The sequence below is a fragment of the Peribacillus sp. QJM3NY_7 genome, from assembly GCF_056173225.1.
The window spans coordinates 2,975,865-2,991,737 of sequence record NZ_CM149663.1 but is presented as its reverse complement, the minus strand read 5'-3'; the positions used below and the strand labels follow the sequence as shown (position 1 = coordinate 2,991,737).

Annotated in this window: 12 protein-coding genes and 4 pseudogenes; 12 read left to right on the top strand and 4 right to left on the bottom strand. The window is 35.7% G+C overall.

The window, feature by feature from the left end; all coding sequences use genetic code 11:
* The first annotated feature begins 1 nt into the window (after nt 1).
* On the top strand, nt 2–1,459 hold the full coding sequence (gene cls / locus AC0VX1_RS14240) for a cardiolipin synthase (protein WP_427601521.1): 1,458 nt from the start codon (nt 2–4) through the stop codon (nt 1,457–1,459).
* Nucleotides 1,460–1,557: 98 nt separating this feature from the next.
* Here cls and AC0VX1_RS14235 read toward each other — a convergent pair.
* Nucleotides 1,558–2,906, bottom strand: a protein-coding gene (locus AC0VX1_RS14235) for an IS3 family transposase (protein ID WP_475467635.1) whose coding sequence is annotated in 2 segments (ribosomal slippage) — nt 1,558–2,447 and nt 2,447–2,906 — 1,350 coding nt in all. Because the reading frame shifts where the segments join, the coding sequence is not laid out codon by codon here.
* 500 nt (nt 2,907–3,406) lie between these two features.
* Between AC0VX1_RS14235 and AC0VX1_RS14230 the strand changes: the two genes are divergently transcribed.
* Complete coding sequence (locus AC0VX1_RS14230; protein ID WP_475467633.1) at nt 3,407–3,862, top strand: SDR family NAD(P)-dependent oxidoreductase; 456 nt, start codon at nt 3,407–3,409, stop codon at nt 3,860–3,862.
* On the opposite strand, the gene AC0VX1_RS14225 is transcribed toward AC0VX1_RS14230, so the two are convergent.
* Complete coding sequence (locus AC0VX1_RS14225) at nt 3,851–3,967, bottom strand: sugar phosphate nucleotidyltransferase (protein ID WP_475467631.1); 117 nt, start codon at nt 3,965–3,967, stop codon at nt 3,851–3,853. The two genes, AC0VX1_RS14230 and AC0VX1_RS14225, sit on opposite strands and share 12 nt — an antisense overlap.
* A 776-nt stretch (nt 3,968–4,743) precedes the next feature.
* Here AC0VX1_RS14225 and AC0VX1_RS14220 point away from each other — a divergent pair.
* The 5 genes and pseudogenes from AC0VX1_RS14220 to AC0VX1_RS14200 all read left to right on the top strand — a co-directional run.
* Nucleotides 4,744–5,034 (top strand): hypothetical protein, encoded by a 291-nt coding sequence (locus tag AC0VX1_RS14220; protein WP_475467630.1) that lies wholly within the window; start codon nt 4,744–4,746, stop codon nt 5,032–5,034.
* Nucleotides 5,015–5,731: a class I SAM-dependent methyltransferase gene (locus AC0VX1_RS14215; protein ID WP_475467628.1), complete on the top strand. Its 717-nt coding sequence runs from the start codon at nt 5,015–5,017 to the stop codon at nt 5,729–5,731. The genes AC0VX1_RS14220 and AC0VX1_RS14215 overlap by 20 nt, the downstream gene beginning before the upstream one ends.
* A gap of 67 nt (nt 5,732–5,798) precedes the next feature.
* Entirely contained in the window at nt 5,799–7,397 is a 1,599-nt protein-coding gene (locus AC0VX1_RS14210; protein WP_475471785.1) for a glycosyltransferase family protein, read from the top strand.
* A gap of 537 nt (nt 7,398–7,934) precedes the next feature.
* Nucleotides 7,935–8,726, top strand: a complete 792-nt coding sequence (locus tag AC0VX1_RS14205; RefSeq protein WP_475467626.1) for a glycosyltransferase family protein — start codon at nt 7,935–7,937, stop codon at nt 8,724–8,726.
* Between the two features lie 813 nt (nt 8,727–9,539).
* Nucleotides 9,540–9,617: pseudogene (locus AC0VX1_RS14200) on the top strand (sugar phosphate nucleotidyltransferase); the annotation flags it as partial.
* 74 nt (nt 9,618–9,691) lie between these two features.
* On the opposite strand, the pseudogene AC0VX1_RS14195 reads toward AC0VX1_RS14200, so the two are convergent.
* Nucleotides 9,692–10,841, bottom strand: a pseudogene (locus AC0VX1_RS14195) (IS3 family transposase).
* Between the two features lie 109 nt (nt 10,842–10,950).
* On the opposite strand from AC0VX1_RS14195, the gene AC0VX1_RS14190 reads away from it, so the two are divergent.
* The 5 genes and pseudogenes from AC0VX1_RS14190 to AC0VX1_RS14170 all read left to right on the top strand — a co-directional run bounded on the left by AC0VX1_RS14190 (nt 10,951) and on the right by AC0VX1_RS14170 (nt 14,267).
* Nucleotides 10,951–11,079, top strand: a complete 129-nt coding sequence (locus AC0VX1_RS14190; protein ID WP_475467624.1) for a hypothetical protein — start codon at nt 10,951–10,953, stop codon at nt 11,077–11,079.
* Between the two features lie 164 nt (nt 11,080–11,243).
* Nucleotides 11,244–11,515, top strand: a pseudogene (locus AC0VX1_RS14185) (sugar phosphate nucleotidyltransferase).
* Nucleotides 11,516–11,538: 23 nt separating this feature from the next.
* Nucleotides 11,539–11,763 (top strand): hypothetical protein, encoded by a 225-nt coding sequence (locus tag AC0VX1_RS14180; RefSeq protein ID WP_475467622.1) that lies wholly within the window; start codon nt 11,539–11,541, stop codon nt 11,761–11,763.
* Between the two features lie 99 nt (nt 11,764–11,862).
* A pseudogene (locus tag AC0VX1_RS14175) lies at nt 11,863–12,198 on the top strand (GDP-mannose 4,6-dehydratase); the annotation flags it as partial.
* A gap of 806 nt (nt 12,199–13,004) precedes the next feature.
* Nucleotides 13,005–14,267 carry a glycosyl hydrolase family 18 protein gene (locus AC0VX1_RS14170; protein WP_475467621.1) on the top strand — a complete coding sequence of 421 codons (1,263 nt, stop codon included), beginning with the start codon at nt 13,005–13,007 and terminating at the stop codon, nt 14,265–14,267.
* 180 nt (nt 14,268–14,447) lie between these two features.
* On the opposite strand, the gene AC0VX1_RS14165 is transcribed toward AC0VX1_RS14170, so the two are convergent.
* Entirely contained in the window at nt 14,448–15,689 is a 1,242-nt protein-coding gene (locus AC0VX1_RS14165) for an MFS transporter (protein ID WP_475467619.1), read from the bottom strand.
* Nucleotides 15,690–15,873: the final 184 nt, after the last annotated feature.

Sequence of the window (15,873 nt, the reverse complement as noted above, 5' to 3'; positions counted from 1 at the left end):
TATGGAATTTACGCATGTTACATCGGTTTTGCTCGGCCTCGTCATCATTCTAAATATTTTATTTGCAACGATTGTCATATTTTTTGAAAGAAGGGAAGCGAGCACGACCTGGGCTTGGTTATTGGTTTTATATTTTTTGCCTGTAGTCGGTTTTATTTTATATCTGCTTTTTGGAACAAGTTTAAGGCATGCACACTTATTCCAATGGGAGGATAAGAAGAAGATCGGGATCGAAGAAATTATTGATAAACAGATGGAAGAGCTTTCAACGAATCATTTTCCTTTTCGAAATGCTTCTTCGAGTAATTATCGTGATTTGATTTATATGCATCTCCGAAACAATGATGCCGTCCTTACTGAAGATAATCAGGTCGATATTTTTACGGAAGGGAAAAATAAGTTTGACCAGCTTTTTAAAGATATCGAAGCGGCCGAAAACCATATACATATACAATATTACATCATTCAAAGGGACGGCCTGGGTAAACGATTCATTGAAGCTTTGACTAAAAAAGCGAATGAAGGCGTCAAAGTTCGGCTGCTTTATGACGAATTGGGATCTAGAGGGATGACTAAACGTTTCTTCAGGGAATTTAGGCAGGCTGGAGGACGAGTGGAGGCATTCTTTCCATCCAAATTTAAATTTATAAATTTACGACTGAATTTCCGTAACCATCGAAAGCTCGTCATCATAGATGGAAAAGTAGGGTATGTTGGCGGCTTTAATGTTGGTGATGAATATTTAGGGCTTAATCCAAAATTCGGTTATTGGCGTGATACACACCTTCGTATAGAGGGGTCGGCTGTCAAGGCCATTCAAACTCGGTTTATCCTGGATTGGAATCAGGCATCAAAGCATCATGATATAACTTATCAGCCTCATTATTTCCCTATTGTAGAGACCCAAGGGAATATAGATTTGCAAATAGTGACAAGTGGGCCGGATTCTGAATGGGAACAAATTAAAAATGGCTATATTAAATTAATTTCATCAGCAAAGAAATCGATTCTCATTCAAACACCTTACTTCATACCGGATGCCAGTTTATTGGATGCAATCAGGATTGCGAGCTTATCAGGGGTAGATGTGAAAATCATGATTCCGAATAAACCTGATCATCTATTTGTTTATTGGGCAACGACTTTCAATGCTGGGCAGCTATTAAGAGCGGGTGCTAAGGTATTCATCTATGATAACGGCTTTATTCATGCGAAGATGATCGTGGTGGACGAAGAGGTCTCCTCGGTGGGGACAGCAAACATTGATGTCCGTAGTTTTAAATTGAACTTTGAAGTCAATGCCTTCATTTATGATGAAGGCATGGCCGAAACACTGACCAGGATTTTTTATAAGGATATCGATGTATGCAGGCAGCTTACAATTGAAGAGTTTGAAAAGCGATCAAAGTGGATTCGTTTTAAAGAGTCCATTGCAAGGCTGGTATCACCGATATTATAATATATTAAATAAACGAACCATTACTACATGGTCTGTTCAGACTGTAGACAAATTCGAACAATCGAGTTGATCTGACCTAATAAAGTTAGACATATAATTTAAGCAGCTTCTAAGACCTGAGTTCGGTATTCTATCGGACTCAGGTCTTTTAATTTTACCTTCATTCGTTTGTGGTTATAGTAATGAATATAATCATCTAATTCCTTTTCAAAGTGCTCCATACTTTCAAACTCTTGGAGATAAAGCGATTCAGACTTTAACAAGCCAAAAAAGTTTTCAATGACTGCGTTATCTAAACAATTTCCCTTACGGGACATGCTTTGTATAATGCGGGAATCTTTTAAGGTTTTTTGATACTTCTTCATTTGATAATGCCACCCTTGATCCGAATGGAGGATGACCGTATCTTCTGGTTTTAGGTGTTTAATCGCCTCATCTAACATATCTCCAACAAGTTTATAAACAGGGCGTTTCATCACTTTGTAGGCAATAATTTCACCATTACATAAATCAAGGATAGGGGATAGGTAACGTTTCTCCCCAAATAAATGAAATTCCGTTACGTCTGTTACCCATTTTTGATTCATTTTCTCGGCTTGAAAATCACGTTGTAAAATATGGGGGGCAATTCGACCAACACGCCCCTTATACGAACGATACTTTTTCATACGGACTAAACATTTTACGCCCATTTCATTCATGAGGCGGTTGATGGTCTTTGGATTGTGAGAAAATCCATATTTTTTTAACTCTTTTGTGATACGACGATAACCGTAACGTCCTTTATGTTCATGATAGATAGACTGAATAGTGGCTTTTACCTTCGAATACTTATCTTCTCGATTCAAGCGTTTTTCCCAATAATAGTACGTGCTACGTGGAATATCAGCGACTTTAATTAAGGCCACAACCTCATAAATGGACTTTAGTTCATAAATTACTTGCGCTTTGATTTGGGTTGTAATTTTTCCTGCATTTGAACTAAAGTATTTAACTTTTTTAAATACGCATTCTCCATTTCTAGTTGTTTAATTCGTTCTTCAAGCTCTTTAACCGAACCTTCAATTTGTTTGGATGGATTGATATCTTTTTTCATGGATGGTCTCCCCTTTTTCTTAGAAATTAGGGCATCTAATCCATAGGCATTAACATTTATTCTCCACGTCCGAATTAGCGCTGGAGATGAAATATTAAACCTTGCGGCTGCGTCGTAAGAAGATATACCCGTTTTATTCATATAATTAAGTACATCCATTTTAAACTCCGTAGAATAACTTGTATAGGATTTCTTAAATCCATCGGCTCCTTGAATTTGGTATAAACGAACCCATCCTTGAATCATTTGATACGAAACTTCAAATATTTTTTGAAGATCCATATAGCTGTGCTCACCTTCAAGGTAAAGTCGTGTAATGAATATTTTCTGTTCGGTAGAAAAATTAGCCATAAAAAACACCCCGTAAATGTTAGTTTGGTGTCTAACATTTACGGGGCAGTTCAAGTTTGCCTGCAGTTTTTTTATTTAAAAATAGTACGGAGCTTGATTTAAGAAATCCGCTCCCATTCAGTTGTAAACAACTGTTATTAATTGAGGTTGCAAAAATCGTTGATTTCCTCTCCAGGCTCTCGCTTTCCGCGGGTCCGCCCTCGACGCCTTTGCGCCTGCGGGGTCTCCTCCCTTGGACGCGCATTTCCCGCAGGAGTCTCGCACACCGCTCCAATCAACTTTGCTTTAATATCATGGTTCGGGATGAGACCATTCCAAACTCGATTTTGGTACAATAGTTATATCCAGAAAAGGGGGAAAAGCCGTGAAAACGTTTATATTCACATGAGCTTCAAAAGGTTTAGGTGCCGCCATCGCCAAAGGGTGTGTGCAGACAAGTGATCATTGCATTTTAGTTTCCCGTACAGCCCATCCTGAAATGCAGCGGATGGCTGACCGGTTTGGACGAAACTTACATTTATTCGCTGGACTTGAATGAAACTGAAAAGTTGCCTTCCTTAGTCAAGGAGATTCTTGCTGCTGTCGATGATACAAGTGACATTTATTTCATTAATAATGCAGGTGTCATTGAACCTATTAAGCCGGTAGGAAACCTTGGTACAGTAAATTTGGAAACGAGCATGCGGGTGAATTTCATGGCACCCATCGTATTGGCTGATGAATTCGTTAAACAGACAAAGGACTGGAACAGAAAGAAGGTATTGGTCAACATATCTTCAAGAGCAAATAGTTCAGAGTACCAATCAAAAAGCCTATACATACTGTTTATCTGCTGCGTATTATGGAGAGAAACATTTAATTTTTCTCCGTGTTCTAATAACCTGATAAATCCACTTAGATCTTTTTTATTTTTAATAATGATATTTCATGAATGCCTGCATCCCTTAAGCGAATAATCGGCCAAACGGGTAAGGACCTACAGATAAAAGGTGTTTATTGACAACCGAGGTTAAGGGTTTTATACGAGTTCCAGTATCACCTGCAAGAATAACTCCTTTCATTCTTAATGTTCTAATTTATGTAGGCGGTGGGATTGCTGATTCCCTTAAGTGTGCAAAAGACTTTTTACAAGAAGAAAAATTTGTTGTGTTATTAGAGGTAATATTTTCCAATACTCTTTAAACCCTTTTGTTCAGAAATTTCAAAGGCAGGTTACAGGTGCCAGAGTTCTACTGAAAGAAGTTCATGATCCTACTCGTTGTGTCGTGCTCGAATTAGACAGGAAAAATAACAAATTTCTATATTATTGAAAACCGATAAATACCCCTTCTTCTTATTTTATAGCAGGGATTTATATGTATAATTCTGATGTTTTCAATCATGATTCACGAGAAGGCTCGCCGAGAAAGGGTTAACAAATGTTTACTATATGGGAGAAGAAAATCCAATTATTTTGCTTATTCCAAAGTAGGTGGCATATGGATATCGAGTACTAGGTCAAAGCAATTGATTATATTAATAGTATTGATCACCCAAGGGCAAGAATAGTAGATCCAATGAAAAATATTGGGAACCCTGAGGGATTTAATTTTTGAGCCCTGCAGGCAAATGGGGGAAATTTGGTTATCTTGGAGGATGATATTATTGTTCCAAATAATAACTGGCTCCAAGTCATGTTTAATGCTCTCCAAGATTATCCTGATTTCGCCTATGTGTCACTTATGTGGTCTGGAGTTTTAGATGGCTTAAAAAATAAAATATTTTTTGAGAAAACATCTTTACGAAACCAGATTATACGATTTATTTTGAGGCATCTTATACTGTCTTTGGTTGTGTCATGTTAAAGAAGGAACTATGGCAGGTACATTTTTCTGATTTAATCAAAAGTGATTTATATGGAATAGATGGGTATTATCAGGAAAAAGCGAGCCAGTTAGGGATGAAAACCACCTATATTCTTTCTCATATGCCAGAGCATTTAGGCCGCTCAATAGAAACTGATCCTTTATATGGTGCATATAAAGTCATTTATACGTTTGAACTGACTAGAGATGATTATACCAAATGGAGAAGAACGAAAACTCTCACTAGAGGTAAGGAGCTAAATTATGAACAGATTTTGGGATGACGTTATAAAGCCTATTTTTTTGAAGGAGAATATCAAATCAATTATTGAAATAGGGTGTGCAGATGGAATTAATACACATAATATTTTAGCTTATTGTTCGGAACAAAACGCTCACCTGTTAGCTATTGACCCGGTGCCCCAATTTGATGTGGATACATTAGAAATGCAAAATCCTCATTTTACGATTAAAAAAGATTTAAGTTTAAATGCCTTACCGCTCATTACTCATTACGATGCTATTTTAATTGATGGAGATCATAATTGGTATACGGTTTATCATGAATTGAAAACAATAGAGAAAAATTCTTTGAAGGATCATGAATTTCCAATTATCTTTTTTCATGATACTGATTGGCCATATGGTAGAAGAGATATGTATTATTTTCCAATTTCAATTCCTTCTCAATATCGAAAACCATATGCCCAAAAAGGAATGTTGCAAGGCTTTAATGGGTTAATCGATTCCAATGAAGTACCCGGAATTGTGAATCCTCAATTGAATAACGCTCTATACGAGGGTGGAGAACAAAACGGTGTCCTTACAGCTATTGAAGATTTTATAAAAGAATCTTCTATACCATTGAATTTTATCGATATTACAATCAATCATGGTCTTGGGATCTTATTTCCCAAAAATAAAAATCTTGCAATATTTATCGAAAATATTGCAAAGAACTATTATGCTAAACATCAATAATTCCGGGAGGTTAGTATTTATAATAAGGCATTTCAATACTTGATTAAATAAAGGGAGTATGTTATTGATGGAACAAAAGTCCATTTATCTTAATGGAAGCAAGGAAATTTCCATTGAATCATTATTTAAAAATGTAAGTAATTCTTTTACGATTGAATTTTGGGTCAAACCGTTAGATACTATTCATATTGACGTGGAGTCCTTGTCCGGTATAAGCGGTCTTACAAACCAAAGATTTATTATTGGTCCAGGGCATGGAGAAAATGAAAAGGAAGCTGGTGTAGGGGTATCTGTTGGTACAAATGGTATTATCGTTTATGAACATAGTTCTAGCTATTTACCAGCCCTTTTAGTATTTCCTGTGACAATAACTGATTGGACACATATCGCAATCGTCTATCGTGAAAAAACTCCTTATTTATATATAAATGGTGAATTTATAAAGCAAGGATTGAAGAGCAATAAAAATACCGTATATGCCTCCGGTTTTTTTGGGGGCTATGAACCATATGGATATTATGTTGGTTTTTTAAGAGAGATTAGAATTTGGAGTAATGTAAGATCTAAGAAGGATATAAACGAAAATCTAAATAATACATTCATCGGAAATGAAAATGGGCTTTTTGGATACTGGACCTTTAAGGAAAATTTAATCAAGTCAACGAATAAACATAACTTCATTTTTAAAGAGTTCTATAAAAAGGACATAAAAATGATATTTGTGGTATCTAATGCAGGTTTAATTTATCCTGATATGGAGAAGGTAATAATTCAGGCTTTGAGAAAGACTGTTAAAGATTTGATTGTCGTGTCTCCTAATGATGATATTCTAAAAATTGTCCACGAAACCAATCCAAATATTATTCTTTATTTTAGTCCTGGTATCCTTACCCAAGCACATCTTGATGTAGTAAGTCAGTTAAGAATAAAGAAGGCGTTATGGCTTACAGATGATCCGTATTATATGGATTATACACAAAATGTTGTTTCTTTTTTTGATATTGTTTTTACACAAGAACTAAATTGTGTAAATATTTATAAATTACGTGGTTGTCAGAGAGTCTATTATTTACCACTGGCAGTAGATACAGAAATCTTTCACCCTAAAAGTGTAGGACCAGAATATGAATCAGATATTTTATTTGTGGGGAGTGCATTTACTGAACGGATTAAAATGTTCGATAAAATGGCTAGATATTTATCTACAAAGAATTTGCGAATCATTGGTAATGGGTGGGAAAAATTAAGTAAGTATCGTATACTAGCGGGAAAAATTCAACATCAATGGGCTTCTCCGGAGGAAACGGCCAAATATTATAATGGTGCAAAGATTGTGATTAATTTTCATAGGACAACTGATGATCGATATGTTAATCTAAACAGTCGAAACATCCCCGCATTTTCAATTAATCCCAGAACCTTTGAAGTTTCTGCATGTGGTTCTTTTCAATTAACAGATTTACGAAAGGATTTAATTAATCAGTATAACCCAGAGGATGATATTGTCACTTATTCCTCTCACTTGGATTTAATGCATCTGCTTGAATACTATTTAAATCATCCTGACGAAAGAAGAATAATAGCAAAACGGGGATTGCAAAGAACCCTTTCAGAACACACGTATGATCATAGAATAAATAAATTAGTAGATAGATTGTTTGATTAGACAGTTAGAAAAGACTGTGTGTTATATTCAAATCTCTTTTTAAAATTGCTCCAATTTCTTAATAACTCAAAAAGAGGCTGATTAAAACATAGATTGACTTTTTGAGTCAGCCTCAATTTTATTAAATAAACAATTAATTGCTGCAAAAACGACATTTGTTGAGTATCACTAAAAATTTTACATTCTTCACATCCTTTTTAAATATGTGTTCATTCCATAAACTTTAGAAGCGGTATCCTGAATGAAGAATAGGAGGTATTCTTGCAAGGTTTAGTAGCTGAACTTGTTAGAAAGGATGCCAAGTTGTATGGGGTTTTTGTTTTTGAATTTCATTTGTAATTCATATTTTTTTTCACTGAAATAGATAAAGTGAAACTTTATAAGCAGGGGATCATTTTCTATGTATACTCTGAATATAGTGGAGAGGGACCTTCTTTCCGTTAAACCTAGGATAAATGATGCACAAATGTTTCTTTTTAGAATCATGATCATGAAAAACTGAAAGAATTATTACAAAAATGAATTGGAGGAATAATAATGGCTTCTGATTTTGTTGTGATTTGTCATTATTATAATGAACATTATTTATTGCAATGGTGGTTAAAACACCATTATCAGTTATTTGATCACGGTGTAATGATTGATTATGGATCGACTGACCAATCAAACGAACTTATTCGTCAGTTGGCTCCGAGTTGGGAGATTCGCAGATCGAGAAATAATGAATTTGATGTTGAAGCTTGTGACCAAGAAGTAATGGAAATTGAAAGGGAATTTCAGGGCTGGAAGACGGTTTTAAATACAACTGAGTTACTTTATGTAAAAGATAAAAATGAGTTCTTAAAGGGTATTGAAAAAAGTGGAAATGATATTTATCGAGCAAATGGAATTGTCATGGCAGATCCGATTGGTTTTTATAAAAAAAATCCTGATCCTACAATATCGTTACCTAATCAGCGATTCCATGGTTATATTGAAATAGAAAAAAAACCGGTAGCCTTTAATAATGATTTATCTGGATATAGAGATCGATTTATTCATAGATATCCTGATGGAGCCTATATTGTTGGCCGCCATTTTTCAAATCATACACCTGCAATAAAACATCCGGATGCATATGTACTATGGTTTGGGTTTAGCCCATGGAATGAGAGGATGATTCAAAGAAAGTTATTTATACAAACAAGAATTCCTAAGCATAATCTAGAAAAAGGGTGGGCGATTCAGCATTTTGTTGATCGAGAAAAGCTCGATACAATGAATCAGGATCATGCCTCTCTCTCTGAGGATCTTCGTTTAAGAAAAGAATGCAACTGGATTTTTTCATGACGTATTAAGTTTTTCGTTAAGTGATTATATTCACTTATTATTATCTAATAAGTCATATTTTCTGAAATTTTCTTTTGCTTTTTCTAAAGAAACTTTTAAATAATCATCATTATAAATAAATGAAAAATCCTTATCTAATGGATAATTATCCATCATATAACACAAACAATAACCGATAAAGGTAAACAAACATTCGCAGAGATTGTTATGTCTCAAGAAAAATTGAGAGGGCCTATACCAAAATATGAGTATTTTTATGATGAAGAAACAAGAGATTTAGTAAGAGAGTTATTTAAAAAGGCTTTTGAAATGTATGGTTACAATCAAAATCATCTAAATTAAAACAGGTTTTATAACAAATTATTATATTTAACAGAAATATGTGAGTAAATACTAACTTAATGGTTTTATAGGAAACTAGGAAACTACTTATCTATGTATCAGTGATAAAATGTTTATGGCACTATAAAAATGGTTCTGAAGGATATTTTTATTCATCCAATATCCGTCAGAACCATTTTTTACTTGCCAAATACAAATAAAAAAATATTAAAAGAAAAAAACAACTGATTAAACTTTGGTAAATAGTAATTCAATATAAATTTGTAAATATGTATTGATTCCAAAGATTTTGTTAAGTATTTTTGCTTAAAAACTTGGGGTTTTTTATTTTAATGGTAATTATAAATAATCAATTTTAATACTAATTTTGATAAAAAATCAACTAAGTAACAAATAAAAGTGAGCAACATATTGTATATTGATAAAAGTGTATGAATCTTTTGATAAATGCCGGAAAGGAGTCATTAATTAATGAAAGGAGTCATACTTGCAGGTGGAACCGGAACTCGACTTAGACCATTTACTTCTATTATAAATAATCATCTCTTACTGTAGCAGCCACCCAATGATTTATTGGCCGATTTGGATTTGAGTCAATATTTTGGACACTAAAAAGTTAAATCTTAAGCTGTATTCCTAATTCGATCTTCAATGGCTTGAGGGGTTTGATAACCCAAGCTGCTGTGAATTCTTTTTCGGTTATACCAACCTTCAATAAATTGGAACATCGCTAATTTAGCTGTTTCATAGTCTAGATATTGTACGTGGTTGACTTCTTCCTTCTTTAATAGGGCATGAAAGGATTCAATACAGGCATTATCGTACGGGCAACCTTTCTGACTAAAGGATTGCTTAATATGATGGTTTTGGATATGTTGAGTAAACTCACTGCTTGTATATTGTGAGCCAAGATCGGTATGAAGAACTAAGCCCTCCGAGGGCTTTTGTGATAGGTGTGCGTTATTGAAAGCTTTTATGACCAGTTCTGTCGTCATTGAACGAGAAAATGAATATCCTACTATTTTCTTAGAATGAAGGTCCAATACCGAAGCTAAATAACACCATCCGTCTTTTAACGTGTGGATATACGTAATATCTGCTACCCATTTCTCATTAATGGTCTGAGTAGTGAAGTCTCGTTTTAGCAAATTATCCAATTGAATAACCTTTTCTTTAGATGGATAGGGACGGTATTTTTTCTTAGTAATAGAACGAATTCTCGCCTTGCTCATTAAGCGTTGAACACGCTTTAGACTTAGGGAAAACCCTTTGGTTAATAAGCTTTCATGAATCTTTGGAGCCCCATATCGTCCCTTGCTTTCCAGGTAAATGAGATGAATTTCCTTCGTGAGTTCTTGGTTTTCCTGTTCACGATTTGATGCGACTATTTGAAGGGACTGATAATGGCTGCTTCTTGGGATTTCTAGTATTTCACACATCTTCTGTACGGGATATTGTTTCTTGTGTTCCTCAATAAATTCGGTAAGATCTGTTTCGGTTACTTTTTCGCGAATATGGCCATAGCCTTTTTTAAGATTTCAACTTCTTGCTTTAACCGAAGGTTTTCCTTCTGAATGGCGGCTAATTCCTTTGGAGTCATGGACTCTTCCCCTAAACCGATTGGAGTAAATTTTTAACCCATTTATAAATGGTGACTTCTGATACGCCATATTCGCCGCTTAATTCTTTGACCGAATTACCCGAGTGATAAAGATCTACAATAGTCTTCTTGAATTCATTATTATATTTTTTACCTGTATTTTTACGTTCCAAGACGGACACATCCTCTCAAAAATCATTGTAAGGACTTAACTAAAATGTGTCCATGAAACTATACTAACTCCAGATTTTTAACTTAAGAGACGCCGGTATAAAAGAAATTATGATTATTATAAATCCGAAGGACATCAATAATTTTATTTCGATATTAGGTCAGGAAAAAGAATTAGGCGTTACGTTGCATTATAACGTACAAAGCAATGAAGGCGGAGGAATTGCTGAAGGTATTTAGTGTGCCAAAGATTTTTTATTGGAAGAAAAGTTTGTAGTATTATTAGGAGATAATATTTTTGAAGATTCTTTAACTCCTTTTGTAAAAGCTTTTAAAAATAAGGGAAATAATGCCAGAGTACTTTTAAAGAAGTTGAAGATCCTACTTGTTACGGTGTTCCTGAAATCGATCAATCTAATTATAAAATTTTATCCATTATAGAAAAACCTAAAAAACCACTTTCCAATTATTGTGTAACAGGTATTTATGCGTATGTCATGACGTTTTTACGTATATAGAAAAAACTAATCCTTCTAATCTTAATGAACTAGAAATAACGGATGTGAACAATTTATATATTGAAAATAATCAACTTCAATTTGATATTTTAACTGGATGGTGGATTGATGCAGGCACGCATGAATCGCTCTTTAAAGCTTTTCAATATGTTAACTAAGTAATAGAGAAGGAGGAAATCAATTGAATAAACACCTTCTCATTACATGTGGTGCTGGTTTTATTGACTTTAATTTTATTACTTATATTTTAAATCATTCTGATTTCTATATTACAAATATTGATGCATTAACGTATGCTGGCAGTCCTAATAATATTCAGCCTTTTGAAACATCCAATAGATATCGTTTTATTCAAAGTGATATTAGTGATAGTGATAAACTGAATTTAGTCTTCAATCAAGCATAGAATGCAATTAGTAATTTTGCTGCAGAATCACATGTGGATCGCAGCATTCAGCATGCATGCACTTCCCTTTATTGAAACCAATATTTATGGACGTTTAATCTAGTTCAAGCGGTTTTAAACGGGAAAGCAGAAAAAATCATCCAAATTTCTACAGATGAAGTGTATGGATCTTTAGACTCGGCAAATCCTCCATTTACAGAAAAAACTCCCTTAGCACCGAATAATCCGTATTCTGTAAGAAAAGCCAGCGCCGATTTACTTGTTCGCTCCTTTGTTCAAACATATCAATTACTGCTTATTATCTCAAGGTGCAGTAATAATTATGGCCCAAGGCAGCATACAGAACAATTTATCCCAAAAATCATTAAAAACGCTATTAATAACGATAAAATCCCTGTGAATGGCGATGGTTTAAATATTCGTGATTGGATTTAAGTTAAAGATCATTACAGAGCGATTTAAAAGGTTCTTGAAAAGGGGATTAATGGAGAAATTTATAATACTGGTGGAACAGATGAACATACAAACCTGGAAGTAATTCAAATCATTCTTAACCAATTAGGTAGAGACAAACAATTAATATTGTTTGTAGAGGACAGCCGATATGCAATGGATTCATCAAAGACGTCGACCAACCTGTGATTCACTTGTAGATACAAAAGTCCGATCAGCCTGATTAGCTTTTTGAAGCTGTTGACACACACGCTAAACCATAGAAATGTGTTTATTTGGCTCTTCATCAGAAGGTAATACCTTTAAAAACTGTTTTGATCGTGAATAATTTGATTAAGGCCAGAGGCGTTGTCCTGAACCGCCTGATAATAGAATAACATGCAAAGCTATCACTCCTATATTTATTTGAAATGGCCATAAAAATAGTTCGATACGGAGATGCAAGGGACAATCCGTTCAGCAGAAGAACGGGACTTTGCCGATTGAGACAAATTTCATGAATATAAAGAGAAGGGCATATTAAGAAGCCCCGAATTTGTGGCAGATAAACTTTTGCAGCTGCTTGAAGCAGAAGATTTGGAGAATGGGAAGTTCTACGACATTAAGAATTTACTTATGTATAGGAAATATGGCTTATAGCGTAGGGGGTGTCCCTTTGGACAGCCTCTTTTTTTTGTGATCCTTTATTCCATTAAAAAAACGAATCATCATTAGGAAATGTGATAATTCGTTCTATCCAATTACCTGAATAACATAAACTTTTTTGGAGGGAGTTTGGAGGGTTTTGAATGACGATCATTATTGTGAAAAAAGGTGACAGCCTTTGGGAAATTGCCTCGAAAAATAAAGTTGCCCCATCGAGGATAATTGAAGTCAACGGATTGGAATCAACAGCTTTGGTTCCTGGTCTGGCATTGTATATACCTAATGAAAAAGCGGTGAATCGAAGGTATCTAATTAAAAGTCAGGATACCCTTACTAAAATCGGCAGTCGTTTTGGTACGAGTGCAGCGGCAATCAAGGAGGCAAACCCAGGAATCTCTGAAAACTCGCTAAAAGTCGGTACGGAAATTTTGATACCGTCTCCTTACAAAAATCAATTGATTACGCTGGGTTTTGCCTTCCCGACTTCAGGTGGAGTCGTATTTGAAACACTTGAGCAGAATGGTGATAAATTATCCTATTTAGCCATTGTCGCTTATTCGTTTACAAGGGAAGGAAATGCGTACGTTGATGGAGATGATCTCCCGCTTATCGCGAAATGCGAACAGACAGGGGTGAAGCCGCTACTAATGATCCGAAACTTTCAAGATGGTGATTTCGATGCTGATTTGGCTGGTGATGTCCTTGCCAGTTCAGTATACAGAGCGAATTTAATCAATAGTATGCTGACTTTCGTAAGGGAGAAAGGCTATGGGGGTGTCAGCATGGACATCGAATTCATCCCACCTGCCAGGCGTTCCGATTATGTGCTTTTTTTAAAAGAATTAAAGGAGGGTTTGAACGAACTGATCCTGCATGTGAACGTACATGCAAAAACAGCGGATAATCCTGATAATCGAATTGTAGGCGGGCATGATTATCGGGGGATCGGAGAGGCAGCTGACCTTGTTGCCGTGATGACCATTGACTATGGGTATCCGACTGGACCGCCTGAACCCATTTCCCCACTTTGGTGGATGGGAGAGGTTCTTCGTTATGCTTTGTTGAATATTCCTGAATATAAACTGCAGTCGGCATTTCCTATGTATGGATACGATTGGATAGTACCGAGCCACGAGACGAAAGCTTTATCAGCTCAAAATGCCCAAAACCTTGCCATTGCAACTGGTGCTGAAATAACTTTTGACACCTCAGCGGCTTCACCTTCCTATTCCTACCGAAGAGAGAATTCGAATCATGTCGTGTGGTTTGAAGATATACGATCGATAAGTGCAAAATATGAAATGATTGATGCATATGAACTGATAGGAGCAACTTATTGGCAGATTGGTTTAGAATTCCCGCAGAATTGGGAGTTTATAAATAATAATATCTGGATTATCAAATAGAATGAATGGGTGCAGGCGGTTTATATATTTACTTCCCTTGTTTGGTTGTACGGCTTTTAACAGAGGCAAGCCAATCATACCGAGCAAGATTTTAAAGAGAGGCAATATTGTTAGACGGGTCTTGAAACGATAAAAAAGGTGCCATGGAAAACCAAGGCTCCTTTTTTTCGTGAAACGAAATCATCTAGGAAGATTAGATGACTTACTTGACAGCAATTGATCACATTGCTTCCCTATTAAGTCGTTCCTTTTAAAAGTTGCATAAAGAAAGGCAAGGAATATCAGCGTGGAGGAAAATTGGAATGTTGTTTTGACACTGTATGTTTCCGTTATAAAGCCTAATAGTAAGACAGAGCCGGCAAATGTAAGATTGATGACTGCTCCCCAAACGGCATGAATTTTTGCAAGAGTCTTTTCCGTAGCATGGTCTTGGAATAGCTTGGTATAGATCACTTCCCGGATTTGTTCTGAAAGCCCGTACAGGCATGCCAGCAGCAAAGCTAATGCAGGAATACTGGTAGTTCCAAAAAGCAGGATCAGCAGTGAACTGAGAAATAGCCCGAAAGTGATGAAGAATCCAATATATTTTTCTAGTAACTTGGCAAAACGGATGACGATCAATCCACTGAAAATCATGCCGACAAAGTAGCTTGTGTTAATGTACCCCCACCATTCCTCACCCAGTTGCAGGTTCTGTTCTACATATATATAGATAACGGCAGCCACCCACACGCTTGAAGCTAAAGTGGTTATGAAATCAATGGAAATGAGGGTACGGATAGTTGGGATTTGATGAATCGCAACCCATCCGGATTTAATCGAATCCCAGTTTGAAGGAGCAACAGGGTCCGTCGCTTGTTCAGGGACTTTGATTCTCCCTGTATAGATCGTTGAAACGGCATAAAGCATGACCGTAAGCCAAATGATGAAACTGCTGTTGGTACTTATCAATAAGACGGAACCTAGTGGCCATCCTGCTACAAAGATGGTCTGGGTGATCACATTCAAGAAACCATTCGCTTTCATCCGCTCTTCTTTTGGAACTAATTGAGGAACCAAAGCTGCGCTAACCGGGGCAGCGACTCCGTCCAATAATGAAATCAAAGCAATGAAGAAAATGACGGCAACAGAAAAACCATGATCGAAACTTATTATAAAGATTCCTAGGCAAACGAGTAAGAGCGTTTTCCACCATTGAGATTGAACCATGATTCTTTTTAAAGGAAACCTGTCGATGACGAGGGGGGCAAGTAAACTGCTGATGAACCGAAAAATCGTTGTAATGAACGGGAGCAAACTCAAATAGAAGGCAGACCCCGTCAAATTATATAATAGTGAAATCAACCCGACAACATAAAAAATATCCCCTAGATTTGCAAATGCCTGACCAATCCAAAGGCATCGAAACGATGTGTTTTTCATGAATACCATCCTTTACGAAAATAAAGTTCATGGATATTTAGAATGGTTATTTTTTTACACTGGATTCACTCCTTAAATTCAATAGATTGCATGAGCCGGGTTGGCTTTTTTTATAAATGATTTTACCATAATATGAACGTGGGCGTTCTGAAATGCTTGCTCAATATGGAATATGGAATTATAC

Bases quoted from the DNA above. Each gene is read 5' to 3' on its own strand.
- cls (WP_427601521.1), top strand. From the start codon at position 2: ATGGAATTTACGCATGTTACATCGGTTTTGCTCGGCCTCGTCATCATT.
- AC0VX1_RS14225 (WP_475467631.1), bottom strand. From the start codon at position 3,967: ATGAAAGGAGTTATTCTTGCAGGTGATACTGGAACTCGTATAAAACCC.
- AC0VX1_RS14220 (WP_475467630.1), top strand. From the start codon at position 4,744: ATGTTAAAGAAGGAACTATGGCAGGTACATTTTTCTGATTTAATCAAA.
- AC0VX1_RS14215 (WP_475467628.1), top strand. From the start codon at position 5,015: ATGAACAGATTTTGGGATGACGTTATAAAGCCTATTTTTTTGAAGGAG.
- AC0VX1_RS14210 (WP_475471785.1), top strand. From the start codon at position 5,799: ATGGAACAAAAGTCCATTTATCTTAATGGAAGCAAGGAAATTTCCATT.
- AC0VX1_RS14205 (WP_475467626.1), top strand. From the start codon at position 7,935: ATGGCTTCTGATTTTGTTGTGATTTGTCATTATTATAATGAACATTAT.
- AC0VX1_RS14190 (WP_475467624.1), top strand. From the start codon at position 10,951: ATGATTATTATAAATCCGAAGGACATCAATAATTTTATTTCGATATTA.
- AC0VX1_RS14170 (WP_475467621.1), top strand. From the start codon at position 13,005: ATGACGATCATTATTGTGAAAAAAGGTGACAGCCTTTGGGAAATTGCC.
- AC0VX1_RS14165 (WP_475467619.1), bottom strand. From the start codon at position 15,689: ATGAAAAACACATCGTTTCGATGCCTTTGGATTGGTCAGGCATTTGCA.